Origin of the sequence: Enteroscipio rubneri, from assembly GCF_002899715.1 — a bacterium.
GTDB lineage: Bacteria > Actinomycetota > Coriobacteriia > Coriobacteriales > Eggerthellaceae > Enteroscipio > Enteroscipio rubneri.
On the sequence record NZ_PPEK01000015.1, the window covers coordinates 18,111 to 40,488 of the forward strand.

At 57.1% G+C, this 22,378-nt stretch carries 19 protein-coding genes; 14 read left to right on the forward strand and 5 right to left on the reverse strand.

The genetic code is table 11. The features are described from left to right. The first annotated feature begins 8 nt into the window (after positions 1 to 8). The 7 genes from rfbA to C2L71_RS10435 all read left to right on the forward strand — a co-directional run bounded on the left by rfbA (position 9) and on the right by C2L71_RS10435 (position 8,655). Positions 9 to 911 carry a glucose-1-phosphate thymidylyltransferase RfbA gene (gene rfbA, locus C2L71_RS10405; RefSeq protein WP_103265695.1) on the forward strand — a complete coding sequence of 301 codons (903 nt, stop codon included), beginning with the start codon at positions 9 to 11 and terminating at the stop codon, positions 909 to 911. Further along, entirely contained in the window at positions 912 to 1,823 is a 912-nt protein-coding gene (gene rfbD / locus C2L71_RS10410) for a dTDP-4-dehydrorhamnose reductase (RefSeq protein ID WP_103265696.1), read from the forward strand. Beyond that, a complete protein-coding gene (gene rfbB / locus C2L71_RS10415) occupies positions 1,820 to 2,887 on the forward strand; it encodes a dTDP-glucose 4,6-dehydratase (protein WP_103265697.1) in 1,068 nt (355 codons plus the stop codon). Before rfbD ends, rfbB begins: the two co-directional genes overlap by 4 nt. A gap of 10 nt (positions 2,888 to 2,897) precedes the next feature. Then, positions 2,898 to 3,479, forward strand: coding sequence for a dTDP-4-dehydrorhamnose 3,5-epimerase (gene rfbC, locus C2L71_RS10420; RefSeq protein WP_103265698.1), 582 nt, complete (start codon positions 2,898 to 2,900; stop codon positions 3,477 to 3,479). 286 nt (positions 3,480 to 3,765) lie between these two features. Next, positions 3,766 to 4,677: a hypothetical protein gene (locus C2L71_RS10425; RefSeq protein ID WP_129588509.1), complete on the forward strand. Its 912-nt coding sequence runs from the start codon at positions 3,766 to 3,768 to the stop codon at positions 4,675 to 4,677. A 1-nt stretch (position 4,678) separates the two neighbouring features. Beyond that, positions 4,679 to 6,565: a DUF4422 domain-containing protein gene (locus C2L71_RS10430; protein ID WP_157938970.1), complete on the forward strand. Its 1,887-nt coding sequence runs from the start codon at positions 4,679 to 4,681 to the stop codon at positions 6,563 to 6,565. A gap of 5 nt (positions 6,566 to 6,570) precedes the next feature. Then, on the forward strand, positions 6,571 to 8,655 hold the full coding sequence (locus C2L71_RS10435; RefSeq protein WP_103265701.1) for a DUF6541 family protein: 2,085 nt from the start codon (positions 6,571 to 6,573) through the stop codon (positions 8,653 to 8,655). A gap of 39 nt (positions 8,656 to 8,694) precedes the next feature. Here C2L71_RS10435 and C2L71_RS10440 read toward each other — a convergent pair whose 3' ends face one another. Both C2L71_RS10440 and C2L71_RS10445 read right to left on the reverse strand, forming a co-directional pair. Then, on the reverse strand, positions 8,695 to 10,524 hold the full coding sequence (locus tag C2L71_RS10440) for an ATP-binding cassette domain-containing protein (RefSeq protein ID WP_103265729.1): 1,830 nt from the start codon (positions 10,522 to 10,524) through the stop codon (positions 8,695 to 8,697). 9 nt (positions 10,525 to 10,533) lie between these two features. Next, positions 10,534 to 11,289, reverse strand: coding sequence for an ABC transporter permease (locus tag C2L71_RS10445; RefSeq protein ID WP_103265702.1), 756 nt, complete (start codon positions 11,287 to 11,289; stop codon positions 10,534 to 10,536). A 259-nt stretch (positions 11,290 to 11,548) separates the two neighbouring features. Between C2L71_RS10445 and C2L71_RS10450 the strand changes: the two genes are divergently transcribed. Continuing rightward, the gene (locus tag C2L71_RS10450; RefSeq protein WP_157938971.1) at positions 11,549 to 13,411 is read left to right on the forward strand and encodes a glycosyltransferase; all 1,863 of its coding nucleotides are present in this window, start codon (positions 11,549 to 11,551) and stop codon (positions 13,409 to 13,411) included. A gap of 68 nt (positions 13,412 to 13,479) precedes the next feature. On the opposite strand, the gene C2L71_RS10455 is transcribed toward C2L71_RS10450, so the two are convergent. Together C2L71_RS10455 and C2L71_RS10460 are read right to left on the reverse strand one after the other, a co-directional pair. After that, a complete protein-coding gene (locus C2L71_RS10455; RefSeq protein WP_103265704.1) occupies positions 13,480 to 14,424 on the reverse strand; it encodes a glycosyltransferase in 945 nt (314 codons plus the stop codon). 75 nt (positions 14,425 to 14,499) lie between these two features. Next, positions 14,500 to 15,561 (reverse strand): glycosyltransferase family 2 protein, encoded by a 1,062-nt coding sequence (locus C2L71_RS10460; RefSeq protein ID WP_204600481.1) that lies wholly within the window; start codon positions 15,559 to 15,561, stop codon positions 14,500 to 14,502. Positions 15,562 to 15,691: 130 nt separating this feature from the next. On the opposite strand from C2L71_RS10460, the gene C2L71_RS10465 reads away from it, so the two are divergent. Beyond that, on the forward strand, positions 15,692 to 16,909 hold the full coding sequence (locus C2L71_RS10465) for an MraY family glycosyltransferase (protein ID WP_157938972.1): 1,218 nt from the start codon (positions 15,692 to 15,694) through the stop codon (positions 16,907 to 16,909). Positions 16,910 to 16,936: 27 nt separating this feature from the next. On the opposite strand, the gene C2L71_RS10470 is transcribed toward C2L71_RS10465, so the two are convergent. Continuing rightward, positions 16,937 to 17,290, reverse strand: a complete 354-nt coding sequence (locus C2L71_RS10470; RefSeq protein ID WP_103265706.1) for an Hpt domain-containing protein — start codon at positions 17,288 to 17,290, stop codon at positions 16,937 to 16,939. A gap of 485 nt (positions 17,291 to 17,775) precedes the next feature. Between C2L71_RS10470 and C2L71_RS10475 the strand changes: the two genes are divergently transcribed. The 5 genes from C2L71_RS10475 to C2L71_RS10495 all read left to right on the forward strand — a co-directional run bounded on the left by C2L71_RS10475 (position 17,776) and on the right by C2L71_RS10495 (position 22,343). Next, complete coding sequence (locus C2L71_RS10475; protein ID WP_103265707.1) at positions 17,776 to 18,651, forward strand: methionine ABC transporter ATP-binding protein; 876 nt, start codon at positions 17,776 to 17,778, stop codon at positions 18,649 to 18,651. Between the two features lies 1 nt (position 18,652). After that, entirely contained in the window at positions 18,653 to 19,324 is a 672-nt protein-coding gene (locus C2L71_RS10480) for a methionine ABC transporter permease (RefSeq protein ID WP_103265708.1), read from the forward strand. A gap of 158 nt (positions 19,325 to 19,482) precedes the next feature. Beyond that, positions 19,483 to 20,346, forward strand: coding sequence for a MetQ/NlpA family ABC transporter substrate-binding protein (locus C2L71_RS10485; RefSeq protein WP_103265709.1), 864 nt, complete (start codon positions 19,483 to 19,485; stop codon positions 20,344 to 20,346). A gap of 482 nt (positions 20,347 to 20,828) precedes the next feature. After that, on the forward strand, positions 20,829 to 21,245 hold the full coding sequence (locus C2L71_RS10490; RefSeq protein ID WP_129588512.1) for a hypothetical protein: 417 nt from the start codon (positions 20,829 to 20,831) through the stop codon (positions 21,243 to 21,245). Positions 21,246 to 21,272: 27 nt separating this feature from the next. After that, positions 21,273 to 22,343, forward strand: coding sequence for a histone-lysine N-methyltransferase (locus C2L71_RS10495; protein WP_239926627.1), 1,071 nt, complete (start codon positions 21,273 to 21,275; stop codon positions 22,341 to 22,343). Positions 22,344 to 22,378 lie beyond the last annotated feature (35 nt).

The window sequence follows — 22,378 nt, forward strand, 5'->3', positions numbered from 1 at the left end:
GAGGTTTCATGAAAGGCATCATACTAGCAGGCGGCTCGGGGACGCGCTTGTACCCGCTCACCACGGTGACCAGCAAGCAACTGCTTCCCGTGTACGACAAGCCGATGATCTACTACCCGCTATCGGTTCTCATGATGGCGAGCATCAAGGACATCCTCATAATTTCTACCCCGTGCGACCTCCCCAATTTCAAGCAGTTGCTTAAGGATGGCTCCGATTACGGCATCAGGCTGTCGTACGCCGAACAGCCGTCGCCGGATGGGCTTGCTCAGGCGTTCATTATCGGCGAAGAGTTTATCGACGGCGATTCCTGTGCGCTCGTGCTGGGTGATAACATCTTCTACGGCAATGGTCTTGAGCGCCACCTGTGTCAGGCGGTGGAGAATGCTGAGAGCACGGGCGGCGCCACGGTGTTCGGCTACCATGTGGATGATCCTGAGCGCTTCGGTGTGGTGGAGTTCGACGAAGATTTCAATGCTGTCTCGATTGAGGAGAAGCCTCAGCATCCCAAATCAAATTATGCCGTTACAGGGCTCTACTTCTACGATTCCCGTGTATGCGATTTCGCAAAGCAGGTTAAGCCTTCTGAACGAGGTGAGCTTGAGATAACAACGCTCAACCAGATGTATCTGCAAGAAGGGTCGCTCAATGTCGTTACGCTTGGTCGAGGATATGCGTGGCTCGACACGGGCACCATGGAATCGCTCTTCGAGGCGAGCGAGTTCGTGCGCGCCGTCGAGCGTAGTCAGGGGCTGTCGGTTTCGGTTATTGAGGAAATTGCCTATCAGAATGGCTGGATAGGTAAAAGTCGTCTTATTGAGGCGGCGCAAAAGTATGGGAAATCAGTCTATGGCCAGCACCTCTTGAAGGTCGCTGAGGGCAAGATCATTCCGGCCAAGGAGCGTGGCTAATTGAATATCCTCATTACAGGGGCTCGTGGGCAACTTGGAAACGAGCTCAGGCGACTTCTGGAAACAGGATATGCTGAAATTGGCGCCATTCCTGCTGCATACGAAGGTGCACAGGTGGATTATGTTGACTTCGATGTGCTCGATATATCAAACGCTCCTGCAGTCGAGATATGGTTCGACGAACACGGTCCGTACGATATTGTGTTCAATTGCGCTGCGGCGACGAACGTCGATGGATGTGAAGCCGATGAGGCCCGCGCGTATCACGTGAACGCGGCAGGTGCGGAGAACCTTGCATTGGCGGCGGCATCGTGCGGTGCCAAACTCGTCCATGTGTCGACGGATTACGTGTTCCCCGGAGATGTGCCGGAGTCTCGTACTGAGGACGATCCCGTCTGTCCCGTGTCGGCATACGGCCGTACAAAGTGGGCAGGAGAAGTACTTGCCCAGGCTGCCTGTGATCGTGTATTTATCGTGCGCACCGCATGGCTTTACGGCTACGTCGGGAAGAACTTCGTTAAAACGATGCTTCGTCTTGTGCGCGAGAGTGGCAAGATATCGGTAGTGGCCGATCAGATGGGCAACCCCACTAGCGCCAACGACCTTGCCTACGAGATGCTCAAGATCGCGCTTACGGATGAGTACGGGACATACCACTGTACAAACAACGGAACCTGCAGCTGGTTCGATTTCGCTTCGGCCATCGTTGACGGGGCCGGCGTGCCATGCGAGAAAGAGCCTTTGAGTTCTCAGGAGTACAAGCGACGTTTCCCGCAATCGGCAGATCGTCCGCAGTATTCGAGTCTGTGCAACAAGCGCCTCGAAGCGACGCTGGGCGACGAGATGCGCCCCTGGCAAAAGGCCCTTGCCAGCTACCTGAACAACCTGGCCGAACGGGGAGGCACCGAGTGAAGACCTATCTTGTGACCGGAGGAGCCGGGTTCATCGGCTCGAATTTCGTATTGCACCTGCTGAACAAGCATGACGACATTCGCGTGGTGAACGTCGATGCGCTCACGTACGCAGGTAACCTGGAGAACCTGAAGTCCATCGAGGGCGACGAGCGTCACGTCTTTATCCAGGCTGACATCCGCGACAAGAGTGCCATGGAAAGGGCGTTTGCGGAATATCAGCCGGACTTTGTGGTGAACTTCGCCGCAGAGTCTCACGTTGATCGGTCGATCAGGAATCCTGAGGTATTCGCCGACACGAACGTCATGGGCACGGTCACCCTGCTCAACGTGGCGAGGGCGGCCTGGGGGCAGGCGGATGGCCGCTATGGCGTCCACAAGTTCGTTCAGGTGGGCACCGATGAGGTGTATGGTTCGCTGCCGCTCGACGATCCTGAAGTGTTCTTCCGTGAGGATACGCCGATCAACCCCCACAGTCCGTATTCTGCATCGAAGGCGGCAGCTGATCTCTTCGTCAAGGCATACGGCGACACCTACGGGTTCCCGGTGAACATCACCCGCTGCTCGAACAACTACGGCCCCTTCCAGTTCCCTGAGAAACTCATACCCCTCATGATCAATAACGCGCTGCAGCACAAGAGCCTGCCCGTGTACGGCGACGGCCTGAACGTGCGTGACTGGCTTTACGTGGAGGACCATTGCAAGGCCATCGACATGGTCGTTTCAAACGGTACGGTCGGGGAGGTGTACAATGTCGGCGGCCATAACGAGCGTCCAAACATCTTCATTGTGAAAAAGATTATCGAGGAGTGCTCGAAGGCGGCGGACGATGCGGAGATAACCGATCAGCTGATTGCCTACGTTGAAGATCGCAAGGGCCATGATCGCAGGTACGGTATCGCCCCGGATAAAATAAAGGCGGATTTGGGCTGGTATCCCGAAACGGCATTCGAAGTCGGCATCGTCAAGACTATTCGCTGGTATCTGAACAACCCCGAATGGGTTGAGCATGTGACGAGCGGCACTTATCAGGATTATTACCGTGCTATGTACGAGGGTAAGTAGGGAGATTGGCGTGACAACCGTAACATCAGGTAACTTCACGTTTTCGGATACGTCTATCGAAGGCGTGAAGATCATCGACGTTAAAGCCTATGGTGACGAGCGCGGCTACTTTATGGAAACGTACAAGCGGACCGATTTCGCCGTTGGCGGTATCGACTGCGAGTTCGTGCAGGACAATCAGTCTTCATCGACGAAGGGCGTATTACGAGGGCTTCATTTCCAAATCAACCACCCTCAGGCGAAACTCGTTCGCGTCACGAAAGGCGAGGTGTTCGACGTTGCGGTCGACTTGAGGAAGGGGAGTCCCACCTACGGCGCGTGGGAAGGGGCGATTCTGTCGGACGAAAACCGTCGGCAGTTCTTCATTCCGAGGGGCTTCGCGCATGGCTTTCTTGTGCTTTCCGAAACGGCCGAGTTTTGCTATAAGTGCGACGATGTCTACCATCCCAACGATGAGGGCGGGATCCGGTGGGATGATCCGGCAATCGGCATTGACTGGCCTGCTTTGCAGGGGGACGACGTATTCAATCCTTCGAAGATCATCTTGAGCGAGAAGGATAGCCTCCTTGGAAGCATTGCTGCCGTTAGATGATTTAGCTTGCACAGATGAAACTTTAGAGTTCCTTTCCCCTTGCGAATGCTAGATGGCGGGTAGAGTTGAGGCTTATGGCTCGCTGATGCATTTTCTGCAGCTTTACCCCACTTGAAGTATTATGTATCCCTCAAGTTGAAATCTATATTCTGGAGTGTTCTATACCGTCTGGGAGAGTCGAATGAGTTTGAAAGAATCGCTGTATAGATTCATGAACAGTAACGGCTTCGGCAGTGCGTTGCTTGAAGCGAGGCGAATTCGCCGACATAGGCAAAAGGTAGAAACGGTGCTTTCTTCGGAGCACCGTTTCGTCGATAGGAGCACGGGCAGCGAGAGACTTTGCATCGTGCTTGCGGGGTACAAGGAACCTCTGTGGGACAACGTGTTCTCACGCCTTGCCTATGCCGCTCCCGAGGATATGGACATCTGCATTATGACGAGCGGTTTGGAAAATGAGCAGCTCGCGCGCATTGCGGAAGAGAACGGCTGGTCGTATTTGTCAACGGAGGTCAATCACCTCTCGCTCATACAGAACCTCGCCATCGAGCTCCATCCGTCGGCTCAATGGATATTCAAGCTCGACGAGGATATGTTTCTGCCAAAGACGTTCTTCGAGCCGCTTATTGAAACTTACGGGTTGGTCGAACGCGACAGCTATTATCAGCCCGCATTCGTCTCTCCACTTATCAACGTCAGCTGCTATGGGCATATCAGGTTGCTTGAGAAATGCGGACTCATTGATGATTTCCGATCCACTGAGCTAAGCGACGTGAAGATAACGGACGGCATCCACCATAACAAGCGCGTACTTGAAGACGCAACAGTCGCTCGTTACCTCTGGGGCGAGACGCAGCCTGTACTGCGTGATGTCGACGAGTTGACGAAGCGCTTTATGATGGACGATCTTTCATACACTATCTGCTCGACCAGATACAGCATCGGGGCGATCCTTTTTACTCGCGATGCGTGGGAGGAATTCGGCAAATTCCCGCTCACGTTTGTCGGAAGCGACTTTGGTTTGGGCGATGACGAAGAGCATATCTGCCATTACGCGTGCTTCACGGGCCGGGCTATGGTCGTGAGCGAAAACGTGATAGCAGGGCACCTTGGCTATGGACCCCAGACCAAAGGCATGATGGAGTATTACGCCGAGCATGAAGACCGGTTCGTCCTGCCGTGCGTCAAGGAGGATGAGTAGCGTGGCCGGTACGGAAAACCCGAACATCAAGATACTGATTTCGTGTCACAAAGAGGTTCCCCGTCCGCAATCGGACTTGTTTCTTCCTGTGCAGGTTGGTGCGGCAAATACATCGCGGCGCTTCGAGGGTATGCAGCCCGATGACGAAGGGGAGAACATATCAGATCGGAATTTCACATTCTGCGAGCTAACCGCCCAGTACTGGGCTTGGAAGAACCTCGATGCCGACTACTACGGCCTCTGCCATTACCGGCGATACTTCTGCTTTGATGGCCTCGAGCATTCCGCGAACGATCACCTTCAAATTGAAGAGGACTCTCTGTCGTCGTTCTCTCTGCGCGATTACCGGCTAGACGATGCAGATCTGATCGAGCGATGTGTTTCGGAGTGCGATATGGTGGCCCCTCCCTATTGGGACATATCCAAGGCCGAAACCCCGGATGGGGTGAAGCGGACCATACAGGAGCATATGGTCGCTTACGGACTGTTTCTCGAGGACGATATTGCTTTACTTCGAGAGATCGTTCAAGAACGACAGCCGGAATACGCAAACGATCTTGATGCGTACCTAAGTGGCAGTAAATATCTTGGCTACAGTTGTTACATCATGCGAAAGGATCTGTTCCAGCGGTTTTGCGAATTCGAGTTCGATGTGTTGCTTGAGTTTGACAAGCGATTCAACTATGAGGGTTTGACGACGACGAGAAAACGTATTTGCGGCTATTTGGGTGAGATACTGTATAGCGTGTTCGTGCGTCGTATTGAAGAAGAAGAGCTGCGAATCGATCGATACCCGCTCGTTTTCTTCCTCGACACGTCCGTATCATGCGCTCCTTCGAAGGAAGATTCGACCGGAGCCGATCTGGCGAGGATTGTCTGGCGGTATCGTGATCGGCCGACAAGCGCGTTCGTTGTATGTCTGGAGAGCCTGATTCGTACCCTTGATCCGACTCGAAGTTACGAGGTGGAAGTGCTTCATGAAGTGGATTTCGTTTTCGACACGGTGCTCAATGCGCTCAAAGCCATCCCCGACAATCTCATAATCAAGCATTCGCAATGGTCGGTTTTCGATTGTCCCCAGGAGGTCGCAACCTTATCGCTTGACGATTTTGATATTGCACAGCCCTTGTTGTTGCCCTGGTTGAGCTCGGGATATGAAAATGTTCTCTGGATCGATGGGCTCGCACTCTTTCAGGATGATCCGGCTCAGATGTTGAATGCCGTAGACGGTGATTCGGCGTTCGTTTGCATGCAAAACATTCTTTTGCAGCGTGAGTTGAATAAGCCGACGACGCGCTATTTCTTAAGCGAGTATGGATTGGATACGAGAGTCGATGAGATTCTTGATACAACGGTGATGGCGATCAATTCGAAAATAGCGCGAGAAGCGGTCGATCCCGCATTGATCGTTAATGAGTTGCAAAAATTAAGAGGGGAATACCGCTATACCCAGCCCAAGAGGCCTGAGTATAAGCCGGAGGTGCGGAAAAGGACCGAAGTCCCTTCGGCGTACCTTTTGGGTAACCAGGCTTTCCGTGCACAACTCCTTTCGGTTATAGGAGCTATGCCGCTGCCATTTGAGAACGTGTCGACGTGCATCGACTTACCAGATACTATGACTTGGGCGAACGAAGACACCGCTCGGGCATGGAAGGCTGCGCGGCATCCGACGATAGTGTATCCTGAATACGGAAAACCTCCCTTGCTAAGCGGCAGTCATCGCTTCGGCGGGGCATTCTGGATTGCGGCGCGGGATACAACGGTATATGAGGTGCTGTTGGCTGAGGAGTTGGAGCCCGATGCGCCGTCCGCAAAAAGGTTGCTGTTTCCCGAAGGCAGTAAGAGAAGAAGGATTGCCAGCAAAATGATTCGAAAGTTTCGGAAGTAGTAGCAATGTGGGTTGAATTTTTGTTGGCATGTATAGTATTAGCCGGAATTGTATATGTACCGGGTTGCTTGTTCTTGAAGTCGTTCCGTTCGGATTGGTTGACGAGTATCGTGTGTGCTCCGGTATTCACAATACCGGTTTACAGCATGCTGGGTGTGGTGTACGCGCAGATAGGTGTCGCTGCTTCTATGGCGACTCTCGTCGTTCCTCTCGTGGTGCTGGAGGTTGTCATATTCGGCTGCTCTCTCGCGCGCGGAACAGTAAGGTTTGCCGCATCGCTCCGAGCTGGGCAGCAGAGAAGGCCAATCACTCGCTCAGCATGGTTTGGTCTGTTCTGCTACGTTCTCGTTGCCGCTATTCTTGCGTTCTTCTATTATGTGCAAACGCTTGATGGAGCCTGGTCATTTGCGCAAGATAGCGACAATAGCTGGCATCTTGCCCTTATTCAGTCCTTCAGTCAATCGGGAAACGCTTCGATGCTCGACGCCACGCTGTACCATGATCTGGAAGGTTTAGGGCTGACGACGCTCGTTCCGGTTACTGGTTCGTTCTATCCAGCCGCATGGCATATTTTAGCTGCTCTCGATGTGATGGCTTTGCAGGTGCCTGTTTCTCTTGCAGCGAATGCGGTGAATTGCCTATTTATAATTCTGGTATTTCCGTCGAGCATGTTCTTGTTTTTGCGGACTTTATTCGAGAAGCACAGCTGGTTGCTTGTATGTCTTGGTTCCATCATATGCTTGGGATTCGTTGCGTTCCCATGGGGCATGTTGCTCTCTGTTTCTGGTCCTCTATTTCCCAACCTCGCAGGCTTCTCGCTCGTGCCGCTGTGCTGCACGTTCTTTATACGGTTGTGTAGGGGGGGCTCGCGACGCCGAATGGCAATGCTTGCGATTCTGCTGGTATTCGGTCTAATGGCTTTGGTCGTGCTGCATGCTAATGCAGCGTTTACCACTGCGCTTATCCTTATCCCTTTCTGCGTCTATCAGATTTTCCTTCGCATCATGAATAGCGGCTTACGATCTTCGATTAAACCCTGGTATGCCGTTGCTGGATGCCTCGCATTTTTGGTTGGTGTAGCAGTGATATGGTATTTGCTGTATACCACGCCGTATCTTCAGAGTACAGTGCACTACAACTGGGCATCGTATGCAAGCATTCGTCAAGAACTGGTCAATATAGTCACACTGGGCTTTCGGGTTCCTGCTGCGCAAATATCGCTCGCGATACTGGTTTTTATTGGCGTCTTGTATACGCTATACGAAAGACGATATCTGTGGTTAACGGTTTCTTATGCTGTCATATGTGCATTCTGCTTTGTTGGAGCAACGACTGACGGTGCGCTCAAGAGCTTTCTTACGGGCTTCTGGTATACCGATCCTTATCGGCTCGCGGCGATGGCAGCCTTAATTGGCATTCCGCTTGCCACCCTGGGCCTCTATATTTTGCTCCAGGCGGTGAAAAAAATTTCGACAAGGATGGTGGCGCCCGAGAAGAGCAAGAGTCTGATAACTATTCTTTCGGTCGCGCTCGTTATCGGATTTATTGCTGTGAACTACTATCCAAGTTACACGCTTCCTGGGCGCGGAAATGTTGTAACCGCGTTCGGCGATTATGAGACGTGCAACATTCTTGCAAACTTGCAAGATCGCGACAATCTGTATGATCGGGAAGAAGCTGCGTTTGCGGGAAAGGTGAAGGATGTCGTTGATCCTGCATACTGCATTTACAACAATGCCGATGACGGTAGCCCATTCGCCTATGCTTTCGAAGGCCTCAATCTGTGCTATCGCAGATCGGCAGCCCAACTTCTTGATGGAGGCGAGTCTGTCCAGAGCGAACTCCTGAGAAATCGGATTGATGATCTCGCCTCTGATGACGAAGTGCAAAAGGTGATCAAGGATGCTAATATTAGGTACATTTTGATTCTTGACTTAGGTGGCGAGATAACCGACGAGCGTTGTTTCTATGGCTACTATACGCCGAGTAAATGGACGGGCATTAACAATATCGATGATGAAACGCCTGGACTTAAAACGTTGCTTGCTGAAGGCGACATGCGCTTGTATGAAATTCTTCCGGTGAACTAGTATTTAATCGTGTCGTCTTATGGGGATGCAGAGTGATCCCTAGCTTCTGAGAGACCTTTGCAGATCCTTCAGCAGCAGCATCTTGTCCAAATCGCTGAACTGCGTGGAGTCGCCGAAAAAGACCACTTTTGAAAGCGTATCTTTCTTTGCTTCGATGTAGCTGAAGTTGTTGGTGATGCTGTCGAGGTTCTGGGCATCTTCTACCAGCACGGTGGCATTACGCTGTTTCGTCAAAGGGCCCATGGCAAGGGCGTCGGACGGATTCCAGATAGACACGAAAAAGGCCTCGAAACTCTGGTCGGTCGTATTGTCTCGTGCTTCTACCCATGACGTAATGATGTTGTTGGCATCGAAGGGGTCTTTGCCGCAGAAGCGCGTGATCGGGATGCCGGCCTTTTCGAAGGGCGCCAGGCACTCCGCTGGGAACACGTCTTCTCCTCCGAGGAGGAGCACTTCGTCGAACGAGCCCGAGACGAGAGATTTGAGGACGTCTTCCCCAATCACGCCGCGTGAAACGCTGAAAAACAAGGGCATGCGATTGCGGTAGCTGTATGGCATGAAGCACAGGATGTCGCCGATGCCCTCCTGATAGGTAAGGATGGCTTTGCGTCCCCACCACTCGCTCTCGCCGTGCTTGAAAAGGGCGTAAGCCAAGCGCTCTTCCGAATTCTGATCGATGCGTGTGATAGTTGCAGCGGGGGAGATGACTTCAAGCCGTTTCACAACGGCATCCGAAATCAAGTCGCTTCCTCCCAGCACCGTGATGCTGGATATCTGCATCTGGCGGATTTTCTGATCCACAATATCTGGAAGACGGTCGGGTCGCGTGAGCAAAACAGGCATTTCGTTCAAGCTGGAATAGGCATTGGCAAGCATGCAGACGGCATGGTTTTCACCAGGCGCGAGAATGATCGAGCCTGATCGTTCGCCCCCTTCGAGGCTTTCGAGGAGGTTCACGGGCGTAGCGTAGCGGGTTTCGCCGGCGAACGTTTCTACAAGCTCGTCGCAAGGTATTGAGGGATCGCGCAGCAGTTCGAATATGCGCTCTTCCGATTCAGCCGATCCGATATGTCCCCCGAGGACGCGATACACCTGGCAGACATCCTGCGCGGTGCCATCGATGCGCACATGGCCCTTCTCAATCCATACTGCCTTATTGCACAAGCGTTCTACCTGGTTGTTGTCATGAGAGACGATAAGAACCGTCACCTGATGTTCTTTGATAAGCGTCTGTATTCGCCGTTCGCATTTCTGCTGGAACATGAAGTCGCCGACGGAGAGCACCTCGTCCACAATGAGGATGTCGGGAACGATGACGGTGGCGATGGCGAACGCAATGCGCGCTACCATGCCGGACGAATAATTCTTCAGGGGCATATCGAGGAATTTCTCGATTTCCGCGAATTCGACGATTTCGTCGAAATGGTCTTCGATAAAGCTCTTCGAATAGCCGAGCAGGGCGCCGTTCAGATAGATGTTCTCACGCGCCGTCAACTCCATGTCGAACCCGGCACCCAGCTCGATGAGCGGTGCGATGTTGCCGTTGATGGTGCACGTGCCTTCGGAGGGCTCGAGGACGCCGGCGATGATCTTGAGCAAAGTCGATTTGCCGGATCCGTTGGTGCCGAGGATGCCGAATACGTCTCCTTTGCACACCTCGAGGGAGATGTCGTCGAGCGCGCGGAATTCCTTGAAGCGCAGCTCCCGCCTGGCCAGGGCGATCGCATACTCCTTGAGGTTGTTCATCGTCTCATTGGCCATGTTGAATACCATCGAGACATGGTCGACCTTTACCATGACTTCTTCGCTTGAACTTTCCACTTCCTCGATGCTCGAACCGAGAAACGAAGTATTGACGACTTCGGGCATGCTGACCACCTATACGTAAAGGATGAATTTCTTCTCGAGCTTGCGGAATGTGAAGTAGCCGATGAGCAGCGCAGCCACGCCCATTCCGAGGCAGATCAGGTTCTCCGTGAGTCCTGGCGTCTGGCCCCACAGGGCGATCTCGCGCAAGTAGGTGACGTAGTGGTACATGGGGTTGAAGTTCATGACCGGCACCATCCAGTCCGGAAGAATGCTCACGGGATAGAACAGCGGCGTTGCGTACGTCCAGGCGGTTATCACTACGCTCCACAAATGACCGATGTCACGGAAGAACACGACGAGCGCAGAGAGAAGGAATCCCAGCCCTGCACTGAACAGAAGGACGTACAGCAGCAGCAGGGGGAGGAACAGCAGGTTGACGGTGGGCGCCACCTGGAAGTAGATCATAACAACGGCGACCGCGATAAGCGAGAGGCAGTAGTTCACCAGTTGGAACAGCACCTTTTCGAGAGGAAACAGGATCTTCTCGATGCGGATCTTCTTGATAAGCGACGACGAATCGATGATCGAGTTCATGGCGGTGGTGGTGGAATCGGCCATGAGCGTGAAAAGCGTGCTGCCCAGAATCAGATACAAGGGGAAGTTCTCGATGTCGAACCGGAAAAATGTGCTGAACACGGCCGAAAGCACGCACATCATGAGGAACGGATTGAGCACCGACCACACCACACCCAAAGCGCTGCGGCGATATTTCAGCTTGAAGTCCTTCGACACCAACGAGGTGAGAATGAACCAATTCCGGCGCATTTCAGGTTTCGATATGCTGCGCAAAGCAAATGCCTTCCCGTGTTGATTCGCTGAGCGGAATCCCCGTACATCGTAGAGTGCAAGTATAGCCTACTTGCCGATGCCGAAAGCGAAAGCATATAACGATTATATGGAACTGTCTTGCGGTTTGGCCTGGAGGTAGCTGCCGATTTCCACGCTATACGGTAGGGTGGAGGTATTCTTTTCCGACACCGTGCGCGAGCCGACGGATTATGCGGCCGGCCCAATGGAGGCAGCGATGACGAGCCATAAGCTTTCGAACGTCATGTTGAAGGTGGACGACCATATGTCCGCATACCCGCAGGCGTACTATCGGGCGGAAGGCTCGGCAACGTTCGATGCGGGGGCGCTTGCGTTCTCAGGAACGGTTGACTTCCTGGCCTACTTCAACGCCTGCTCCGTCAAAAAATGGCGTACCTATGCGGAAATCGAGTCGGTTCGGCTGCGTCTCGTTTTGTCGGGCGATCGGTGCATGCTGCGTTTTCGCGGGATTGCGAGCGGCGATGACGAGCCGACATCGCTTGGGGAAGACTTGATCTTGAAAGGGGATGAAGCGTGCTGCGTTCGTGCGGAAGGCGATCGCTTCATCTTCGACGTGTCTTTGCCCGAAAGCGACAAGGATATCGTCGCATTCGAGCTCGAATCGAGTGGAGCGACGAAGCTGCACGAAGCCTACTATCATGCTGACGTGGACGACGCGGACATCAATCCCGTTCGGCTTGCCTTGGCCACGACCACGTTCAAAAAAGAGCAGTATATCGTTCCGAACATCGGCCTCGTCAAGCGCGAGGTTCTGGGTTCCGACGATCCGATAGCTGAAGCATTCCATATGTTCGTCGTCGATAATGGGCGCACGCTCGATGCCGAGGAACTCAGCGACGACGGCGTGACGGTTCTGCCAAACCCCAACGTCGGAGGAGCCGGCGGATTCGCGCGCGGCATGATGGAGGCGCTGGCATCCGAGGAGGGCTTCACGCACGTGCTACTCATGGACGACGACGTCATCGTATCGCCGGAGAGCCTGAAGCGCACGTTCAACCTGCTCGCGCTCGCGAAGGGAAGGTACCGCAGCGCGTTCATTAACGGCGCCATGCTGGCTGTCGAGGAGCCGAACCTGCAATTCGAGGACGTGTCGTTCGTCCGCGACACTGGAGCGTACGCTCGCATTAAAGAAGACCTGCACATCGATCGCGCGCAGGATATCGCAGACAACGAGGCCATCAGCGTCGAGGTGCCGAAGGCATACGGCGCCTGGTGGTACAGCTGCATCCCGTTGTCTGTCGTGCGCGAGAAGGGTCTGCCGTTGCCGTTATTCGTCCGCTGCGACGACGTCGAGTACGGCATGCGTGCCGAGCCCGTCTACATGACCATGAACGGCATCTGCGTGTGGCATGAAGGGTTCGAGGGCCGGTTCCGCCCTTCGGTCGACTGCTACCAGTACGTGCGCAACTTCCTCATCATGATCGCGATGGACGACTGCGCTTCCGAAAAGCTGTTCGTCACGCGCCTCGGGCGCAACATCCGCCTGCATCTTCGCACGATGTCCTACGACACGGTGGAGCTGTTCCTGGACGGCTTCGAGGACTACCTCAAGGGGCCGGACTATCTGGCGCATGTGAGCGGCGAGAAGCTGATGAAGACGAACGGGGCGAAGAACGAGAAGCTTGTGCCGGTGGGGGAGCTCGACCAAGACACGATAGCATCGCTGAAAATCGTTCCAGGCAACTTGGACGGCGGCGTGCGCAAGGACAGCTTGCTAAAATTGTGGCGCACGCTACCCTACGATCGCCACTACCTCCCCGATGCCTTCCTGCGCGATCGCCCCGAAGCGGTGTTCTACAGCGGCCTCTCGACGCTCGGCGCCTATACGATGGGCGCGAAGACGCTCGTTGCGCTCGATCTGGGCGGCAAGAACGGTTGCGTGCGCCATATGGACAAGGATCGCTGGAGGGGCCTGAAGCGTCGCTGGTCCGATCTGAAAAAGGACTATCGCGCGCGTGGCGACAAGGTGCGCGCGTCCTATAAGGCGGCGAAGCCCTATCTCGTCTCGTGGGAGTTCTGGAACGAGTATTTAGGAACGGACTTGAATCCAAGAGGATAGTCGAAGACGGAAGATGCCATTCGCTCTGCGATGGCCTTCGATATCCGACAACGAATTGCCAAGTGCCCCTATTGCACGTCGTGGGACGGCAGGCTCTCCTCCGTACCTGCATCCACGTACTCGATCTCGGGGTGGAACCCGAAGCCTTCCAGGTTGCCCTGCAGAATGGTGCGCCAGCGCTCGAGCTTCTTCGACTTCGCCTTGGTCAGCACGAGAACGGTATGGTACAAGCCCCTGACGACGATATACGCGTAGCCCTTGAGGCCCTCGCGCCGGTACAGTACCACGTCGTTGCGGTACGCCAGCTTGTAGCGCGCGATCTTCTCCTCGGAGTCCAACGCGATGTTTCCCACGCCGTTGCTCTTGGACGCATGGGTCACGACGCTCTTGCCGACCACGTAGCAGGGGTGCGCGCGCGAGATTCGCCGCGTGAACTCCCAGTCGTCGCTCCAGATGAAGAAGTCCTTGATGGGCAGGCCCAGCTCTTTGATGATCGCCGCGGGCACGAACAGCGACACGAACGAAGCGAGCGTCGCGGGCTGCAGCTTGGGTGCGAAGTCGACGATGCTGCGCGTCAGAGGGTGGCGCTGCACGTTCATCGTGCAGATGCCGCCGTCCGTCCAGCGGACCACGCTCGAGAGGTAGCCGTAGTCTCCTCCGAGCCGGGCGTCTGCGCGCAGGAGCTCCAGCAGCGTGTCCTCGTGGGGCATGCAGTCGTCGTCCATGATCCAGACGTAGTCGCAGCCCAGCTCGACCGCTTTGCGCATTCCGCAGTTGAAGCCGCCGGCGCCGCCCAGGTTGGATCCCGTGTTGGAATACCAGATGCCGCCCTCTTGTATGAGCTCGTCGAGCGCCTCGCGGGTGCCGTCGGTGCTCGCGTTGTCCACCACGATGACCTCGAGTTCGGCTTCGGGGAACTCTGCCCGATGATTCTGCGCCTGAAGGCGCTGGAGGCACTGCAGCAGCAGTTCTTTCCGGTTGTACGTCACGACCACTGCCGCGATACGGCTCATTGCGTCTCCGCCTTTCGTTGCAAAACGGGGTGGGGTGCTCGTTGCATGGTTCCTGTCGGCATGGAGCGCGCGCCCCTACCTATTCGCCTTCAGGCGCGCGAACAGATTCGTGCTGTGGCGGCGCACCCACGAGATGAACGCGCCCTCCCACATGGTCAGGCGCGCGTCGCCTCGGCGCAGCGGTGCGAGCATGAGCTTCATCATGGTCGAGCGGGGCTGCGCCTTCGCGAGCGCGTCTTTCGCGTGCGGGGTGGAGATCATGCGCTCGATCTCGGCTCGCTTCTCGGCTTTGGGCAGCGTGCAGCTCTTGTTGGTGACGTTCTCGACGCATCCCACAAGGCGCTCGGCATAGCGCCGCGCCAGAAACTCCCGGATCTCGTCCGAGTCGAGCCCCCATTGGCCGTACAGCTCGCAGAGCCACCGATGCTCCTCCTCGCGCTTGCCGTACATGTCGCTGCGGTACTTTGTGTTCTCGCTTTCGGCCCGCGCGCGGAGGAAGTGGTAGTAGCGCTCGGGAATGCAGCCCACATGCTCGATATCGCGGATGACGTCCAGATTGAAGGGGAGGTCGTCCCAGAACGTCTCGGGAAACACGATGCCGTGCTCGTACAGATAGGAGCGGCGGTAGAGCTTGTTCCACGGCGCGTACAAAAGCTGCGCGTCGAATAGCCGGTGTGCGTGCTCGCGAAATTGCTGCTGCGTCCCGTACACCGCGTCCGGAGCAGTGCGCAGTTCGCGGTAGAACTTGTCGTCGCCGTAGTAGGTGTCGATGTAGAAGCCTGCCACCACCAAATCGAGCGCATGCTCGGCCGCGAGCCGGTGCATGTCCTCGAGCATGGTCGGCTCGCACCAGTCGTCGCCGTCCATGAAGTAGAGGAACTCGCCCGTCGCCTGGGCGATGGCGGTGTTCCGGGCGCGCGCCGCGCCCCCGTTCCGCTGGTGGATCGCCTTGACGCGCCCGTCCTCGGCAGCCAGCTCGTCGCAGATCGCCCCCGTCGCGTCGGTGCTGCCGTCGTCGACGATCAGCAGCTCGAAATCCTCCAGCGTTTGCCGTTGCAGCGATTGCACGGCGCGGTGAAGCCACGCCTCGACGTTGTAGGCGGGAATGATGATGCTGATAACAGGGCGGTGCGCCACGGACGGCCTTTCCAAAAGCGTGCAAGCGAACATGCCTATAGTCAATTCTAAACGAAACGTTATAATATTCCTTCGGTGCGGCGTCAATTCGAAAAAATGGCAGAGATTGCCGAGACAAGGAGTGTGGTGCATGAACCTGGTCGAGTGCCTCGCGCTCTTCGTGCTCGCCGCACTCGCGACCATGCTCCTCGTCCCCGCGGCGAAGCGTTTGGCCGTCAGGTTCGATGCCATCGACTATCCCAGCGCACGCCGTGTGAACAAAGAGCCCGTTCCCCGCATGGGCGGCGTGGCCATGCTCGGCGGCCTTCTCGTCGCCCTGCTCGCGGTCTTTGTAGGCATGTGCGTACTCGGCTGGGCCGATCCTTTCGTACCGCACCCGTCTCTCAAGGTGAATTATATCGGCGTCGGAGCGGGTGTGCTATTCATGTTCGCTGTGGGCGTGGTCGACGACGTGGTCGATTTGAAGCCGAAGACGAAGCTGGCGGGGCAGGTGGCGGCCGCATGCATCGTCGTGGCCTCGGGGCTGTTGCTCTCGAGCGTGCGCAATCCGTTCGGTGCGGGCTTCTTGGAATTTGGCTGGTTCTCGTATCCGCTCACCGTGTTCTACCTTGTCGCATTCGCGAACGTCATCAACCTCATCGATGGGCTCGATGGGCTCGCCGCCGGGATCACGGCCATCTCGGCGTTCACGCTCTTCGCGTTTGCCGTGCTCACGTTCCGTCCCGATGCAGCTATCATGTCCATTGCGCTCGCCGGCGTCTGCGTCGGATTTCTCAGGTACAATTTCCACCCTGCATCCATCTTCATGGGCGATTCCGGTGCGCTGCTCCTCGGGTTCTCGCTTGGCATCGTGTCGCTGTTTGCGGTGGCGCGTTCGGCGGCGTTCGTGTCGCTGCTCGTGCCGCTTCTGGCCGCGGGTGTACCCATCATTGACACGGCGCTTGCTATTGTGCGCCGCACGCGTGCGCATAAGCCCATCGACCAGGCAGACAGCGGGCACATTCATCATCGGCTTATGGAGACGGGCTTTTCTCAGCGTGCTACGACGCTCATCATGTGGGGTTGGACGGCGGTGCTCGCGCTGTGCGGCGTGCTCATCACGCGACTGAGCGGCATGGGGCGTATCGTCGTATTCTGCATCGCTGCGGGCGTCACGGCGTATGGAGTGCTCAAGTTGCATCTGCTCGATCCCGTCTTGCTCCACCACTACCATCCCCGAAAAAAAACGAAGCGCGGGCGCGCCGATGGGGATGGCCGTACGGACGAGGAGGCCGGGGGATCGGACTCTGAAGGAGGATCTGGGCGCGACGAAAACGAAGGTGCTGGGAGCGGAACGCCCCGCTCGTAAGTCTCGCTCGAAGACGGCTTTGGCTCTCTACATGCGCTTCAGTTGCTCCACCCCGATGAGCGCCGAGGCGTGCGTCTCGCGCACCAGGCCCATCAGGGAATGTGCCGTGGTCATATCGCCGCAGCGCAGTGCTTCGGTCATATCGCTGGCCGCGCGGTAGAGGTTTCCCAGCGAGAGGTTGCCGGCTACTCCCTTGAGCGCATGCGCATGGTGGTACGCCCCTTCGACGTCGTTGCGGTCGATCGCGTCGTTCAAAGCGGCGAAGTGGGGATCGTCGCCGAATTTGACAGCTATCCGCTTGTAGAGCTCCTTGTTGCCGCCGAAGCGCTCAATGGCCTCGTCATAATCCACTCCGTTTGCGGCCAGTAGATCCTCGCTCATGGTCATCCTTCCGTATTACGGTTGCCCTGCGCGCGATCCGCCTCTGCGCGACAGGGGCGGAGTATAGAGCTCACACGCTGCGAGCGTCGAGGCGGAGTGCGAATTGTCATAGATTTGTTGAATTTTAATGCCGCGGCCCGTTTGGGCGTGTTTCCGACCGGAACGCCGTTTCGCGTCTTCGGGGTCTCCTGCTCGGTACATGGCAATTGTGCGAACAGTCAGCAAGGCTATCTGTATTATAGATATCTGATGTTTGGGGATTCGCATAGCGTTTCCCCGGATCGACCATTGACTCAGCGTTCGTTTCCCGTAAGATACCCAACTATGAGTTCGCGTTTCGCGCATACCGTGGCCATGTGCATGCCCAAGCCTGGGCCTCTCGGCGCATTCGCTGAGGCCCAGGCCTAGCTTCCGTGCGGCCTTCGTCTATAATAAATGGCCGCATTTCCGCAACAAGGACGAAACGACGACCGATCGAGACCACCATGATCCAGTTACAGCATCTGAGCAAGACCTACGAAGGCAGCGCCGAGACGGCCCATCATGCCCTGCGCGATGTCGACCTCGCAATCGCCGACGGCGACGTGTTCGGCATCATCGGCGCCTCGGGCGCGGGCAAGTCTACGCTTGTGCGGTGCATCAACCTGCTCGAACGTCCGACCGGAGGCCGTATCCTCATCGACGGCCGAGACGTGACGGATCTGTCCGGCAAGCAGCTTTTGGAGCTGCGCTCCTCCATCGGCATGATCTTCCAGAACTTCAGCCTGTTTCAGCAGCGCACCGTGCTGCGCAACGTGACATTCCCGCTGGAGCTTCGCCACGAGAAGAAGGAGCCGCGTGAGAAACGAGCGCGCGAACTGCTCGAGCTCGTGGGGCTGGGCGATCTGGCCGACCGCTATCCCAGTCAGCTCTCCGGCGGCCAGCAGCAGCGCGTCGCCATTGCTCGAGCGCTTGCCAACAATCCCGCCATCATGTTGTGCGACGAGGCTACGAGCGCGCTCGACACGCGCTCGACGGTCTCTATTCTGAAGCTGCTCGCCGACATCAACCGCGACCTCGGCGTCACGATGGTGGTCATCACACATTCGCTGGCTGTGGCGCAGAAGGTGTGCAACCGCATCGCGGTTATCGACGGCGGGCGCATCGTGGAGGAAGGGCTTACGGCGGAGGTGTTCGCAAACCCGCAGAGTCCGGTGACCCGTGAGCTGATCGAGAACGATAGCCTGTCGGGCGATCTAGCGGCGTGGAAGGAGCCTGAGCCGTCCGAAGGGAACCGGCTGGATGATCCTGCTACGGGTTCTCTGGAGCTTGTCGACGCGCCTGGGAACCCTGCGGTTCGCCTCGATCGGCAGGGGAGGTAGCATGGATTTCCTGATGCAGTTCTTCGACGCGTATGGCCTGCTGCTTGCGCAGGGCACGTGGGACACCATCGTCATGACGGGTGTGTCCACGCTGTTCGCCTACGTTATCGGCGTTCCGCTCGGCGTGGCGCTCATCGTGACGGGCCCGAACGGTTTGAAGCCTCATCGCGTGCTCAACGCGGTGCTCGGCTGGATCGTGAACATTGGACGCTCCATCCCCTTCATCATCCTGCTTGTGGCGCTCATCCCGTTTACACGTTGGATCGTGGGCACGTCGCTCGGCGTACCGGGGGCTATCGTGCCGCTCGTGGTGGCGTCCGCCCCGTTCGTGGGACGCATGGTGGAGCAGAGCTTGGCGGAGGTCGATGGCGGGCTGGTGGAGGCAGCGCAGAGTTTCGGCGCGAGTGTCTGGCAGATCGTGACGAAGGTGTTTCTCAAGGAGAGTTTGCCGTCGCTCATCCGTGGCGTATCCATCACGTTTATTACGCTGTTCGGCTACTCGGCCATGGCGGGCACGGTGGGTGCGGGCGGACTGGGCGATATTGCCATCCGTTATGGGTACCAGCGCTACCAGGACGACGTCATGATAGCAGCGGTCATTTTATGCATCGTGCTCGTGCAGGTATTTCAGAGTGCGGGCGACATCGCCGCCCGAAAAGTGGACAAGCGCTAACTCGAAAGAGCGCCTTGCGCCCATGCTGCGTTTTGCGTCCAGCGAGAGCATGCGCCGCGCGACGGGAGCGGGAGGCTGCTGCTCGCTGAAACGAGGGAACGCGACTCATAGCGCTTTGATGCGAGACAAGAGACGAAGAGAAAAAGGAAGGGAACAATATGAAGGCATCGAAACTGATCAGGGCGGTCGCTGCTGCGGCGGTCGCAAGTGCGGTGGCGGTTGCGCTGGCGGGCTGCGGCTCGTCGGGATCGGCTGCCAAGCAGATCGCCGTCCCGTCGGATCCTACGAATGAAGCACGTGCCCTGCTGCTCCTTCAGGATCAGGGGCTTATCACGCTGAAGGACGGCACGGGACTGTCGGCCACGAAGAACGACATCGAGGAGAATCCCTACAACATCGACATCGTCGAGACCGAAGCGGCATCTGTGCCGCGCACGCTCTCCGATGTGAACATGGGCGTGGTTAACGGCAACTATGCCATCGGCGCAGGCATCGACACTTCGACGGCGCTCGCCAAAGAGGCCACCGACTCCGAAGCGGCCGACAAGTACGCCAACGTGGTGGCCGTGCGCGACGGCGACGAGGATAGCGCCAAGATCAAGGCTCTCATTGCCGCGCTGCAGAGCACTGAGGTGCGCGACTTCATCGACGCTACCTACGGTGGTTCGGTTGTGCCAGTGGGAAGCGCGTCGGACGTCGAGATTCCGGACGCGACGGACGGCGACACGGTCATCAAGGTGGGTGCGTCTCCGGCTCCGCACGCTGAGATTCTCGCCCAGGCGAAGGATATCCTTGCCGAGCATGGCTATACGCTCGAAGTCGTCGAGTACTCTGACTACATCCAACCGAACGTCGCGCTCGACGACGGCGAGTTGGACGCGAACTACTTCCAACACATCACGTACCTGGAGGACTACAACGCCGAGAACGGCACCACGCTCGTGTCGGCCGGCGCCATCCACTTCGAGCCGCTGGGACTGTATCCGGGCAAATCGGCGAGTCTGGACGACCTGAAGAAGTAGTCCGAAGAGGCTTGCTGCTCATCCCTTCGAACGGGAACCGGCCCGATACGGTTCTGAGACGAGGAGCCGCTCGGGTTGTCATTCGGCTTGCGCGCGCCTATACTGTGCGCAGATTCCGCCCCGAACGAGAAAGGCGACGATCATGGCCGCTGGCAGCACCGCTCTTTTCGCCGATGTCGTGTTCTGCGCGCTGCTGATCGGCGCATGGTGGTGGAACAAGAGGCACTGAGCTCTGATCGGATGCCTCCGAAAAAATCGGCGCTCGACTTCGATACCGCGAGGAGCTCTCGGGATGCCGGGGGCTCCTCTGCTCGAATGGGTCCAACGTCGTTGAGAGGCGCGGCTGAACGGGGCAGGCGCCGGTCGAGTGCAGATGAGCGCCCAGGCAGGATGCCTGCATTCTGCAATGGATATTATCTGGACGAAGGCGCCTGCACCAGTGCAGTCCCGTATAATCGCTGATGATGCGAAAGGACGATCCCGTGAGTCTTGATCGAACCAGGTTCTCCCGTATAACCGTGACGAGCGACGAAGACGACGATGTTGTCATCCATGCGGGCGCGCGCGCCGAATCGACGCTGCCGGCAACGGAGGACGATGATGCGCGCTGCGGCGAAGCGATCGGCGGCGATATGGCAGGAGGCGACATGTCTTCTGACGTTCCGGCTGCCGAGGAGCAGACGAAACGGACGGTTGCCGCGGATGCGCCGAAGGAGCACGACTCGTCTTCGGATCGCCCCGTGCGCAAAACCGAGTTTGTCGGGTCTGATGCGAGCTCTCATAAGACGATCGCAGACGACCTCGAGCTGGCGCCCATGTCGCTCATGCAGAAGATCATCATTATTCTTGCGGGCCTCGCTGTGGTTGCAATCGTCGTGTATATCGCGCTCATGCGCTAGCACCGCCCATGTCAGGAAGGTACAACGATGGCCAAGCACATCAAACATGCATCTGATGAAACCCCCGCCGATCTTTCCGGCGCGAGCGAAGCCGATGAGCGTATCGGTCTGACCGAGGCATTCGCGCCTGTGTCCGACAGCGACGCTTCGCATGCGGGCGGGTTCAGCTACCGCGGCGACAGCGACGATGAATACCCCGATGCGCTTGACAGTCTCGAGCCGCAGGATCCTCCCGCCGTGGTGTTCGATGGCTCCGAGCCAGTGGTGCCGGATGAGCCTGCTGGCAAGCACGGCAGGCAGCGCAAGGACAACGTGCCGCCTTATCAGCGTAAGTCCCGCCGTATGCGCAGGATACTCATTGCTGTAATCGTATTGTTGGTCCTGCTTTTGGGCGCGCTCGGCTTTTTTGCCTGGCAATGGTTCAATCAGAGCCAACTTGTCGCAGCGCAGCAGGCGCAGGAGCAGAAGAGCGTTCAGGATGTCGATGCGCTGGCGAAAGACGGCACGTCTGACGCGGACACCGCCACAACGAAAACGACCGACGTACCCGATCTGGTCGCACTGCTGGGCAGGACGCAGGAGGAGGCGGTTGCGGCTCTGCAGCGCGGCGCCACGGTCACGAGCACACGCGAGGTCAACGAGGAGGGCAATCCCATCAAGACGAGTGTGACGGTGGCGCTATCAGGCGAGCCATCCGACACGCGTTCGGGAACGCCGACGGTTTACCTCGGCCTGGGAGAGGATGGCGCGATCGTGCAAGCAGGTTACTCGGCCGCCACGGCATCGCTCGGCTACGGATCTCTCAGCTTTGTTGACGCGGTAGAAAATGATCGCATCATCGAAAAGACGTTGCAGGAAGCCGGCATCGCCGTGTCTGAAAACACAGTCGAGCTTCCCGAGGATCGCTCCGGGTACTCCACGTATGCCTCCGATGGCACGACATTGGTGAAAGAGTCATGCTCGTTCAATGGCACTGCCGACATCGACGGAGCTGCGCACGAATGGTCGTCGGTATTGCTCTACGACTACACCACGGCCAATGCCTCCGGCAATCTTGCCGACACGATCCGCACAATTTACGTCTACATCAATGCATAGGCTTCAGTGCTCGGTCGAGAGCACGTTGCCTCGAC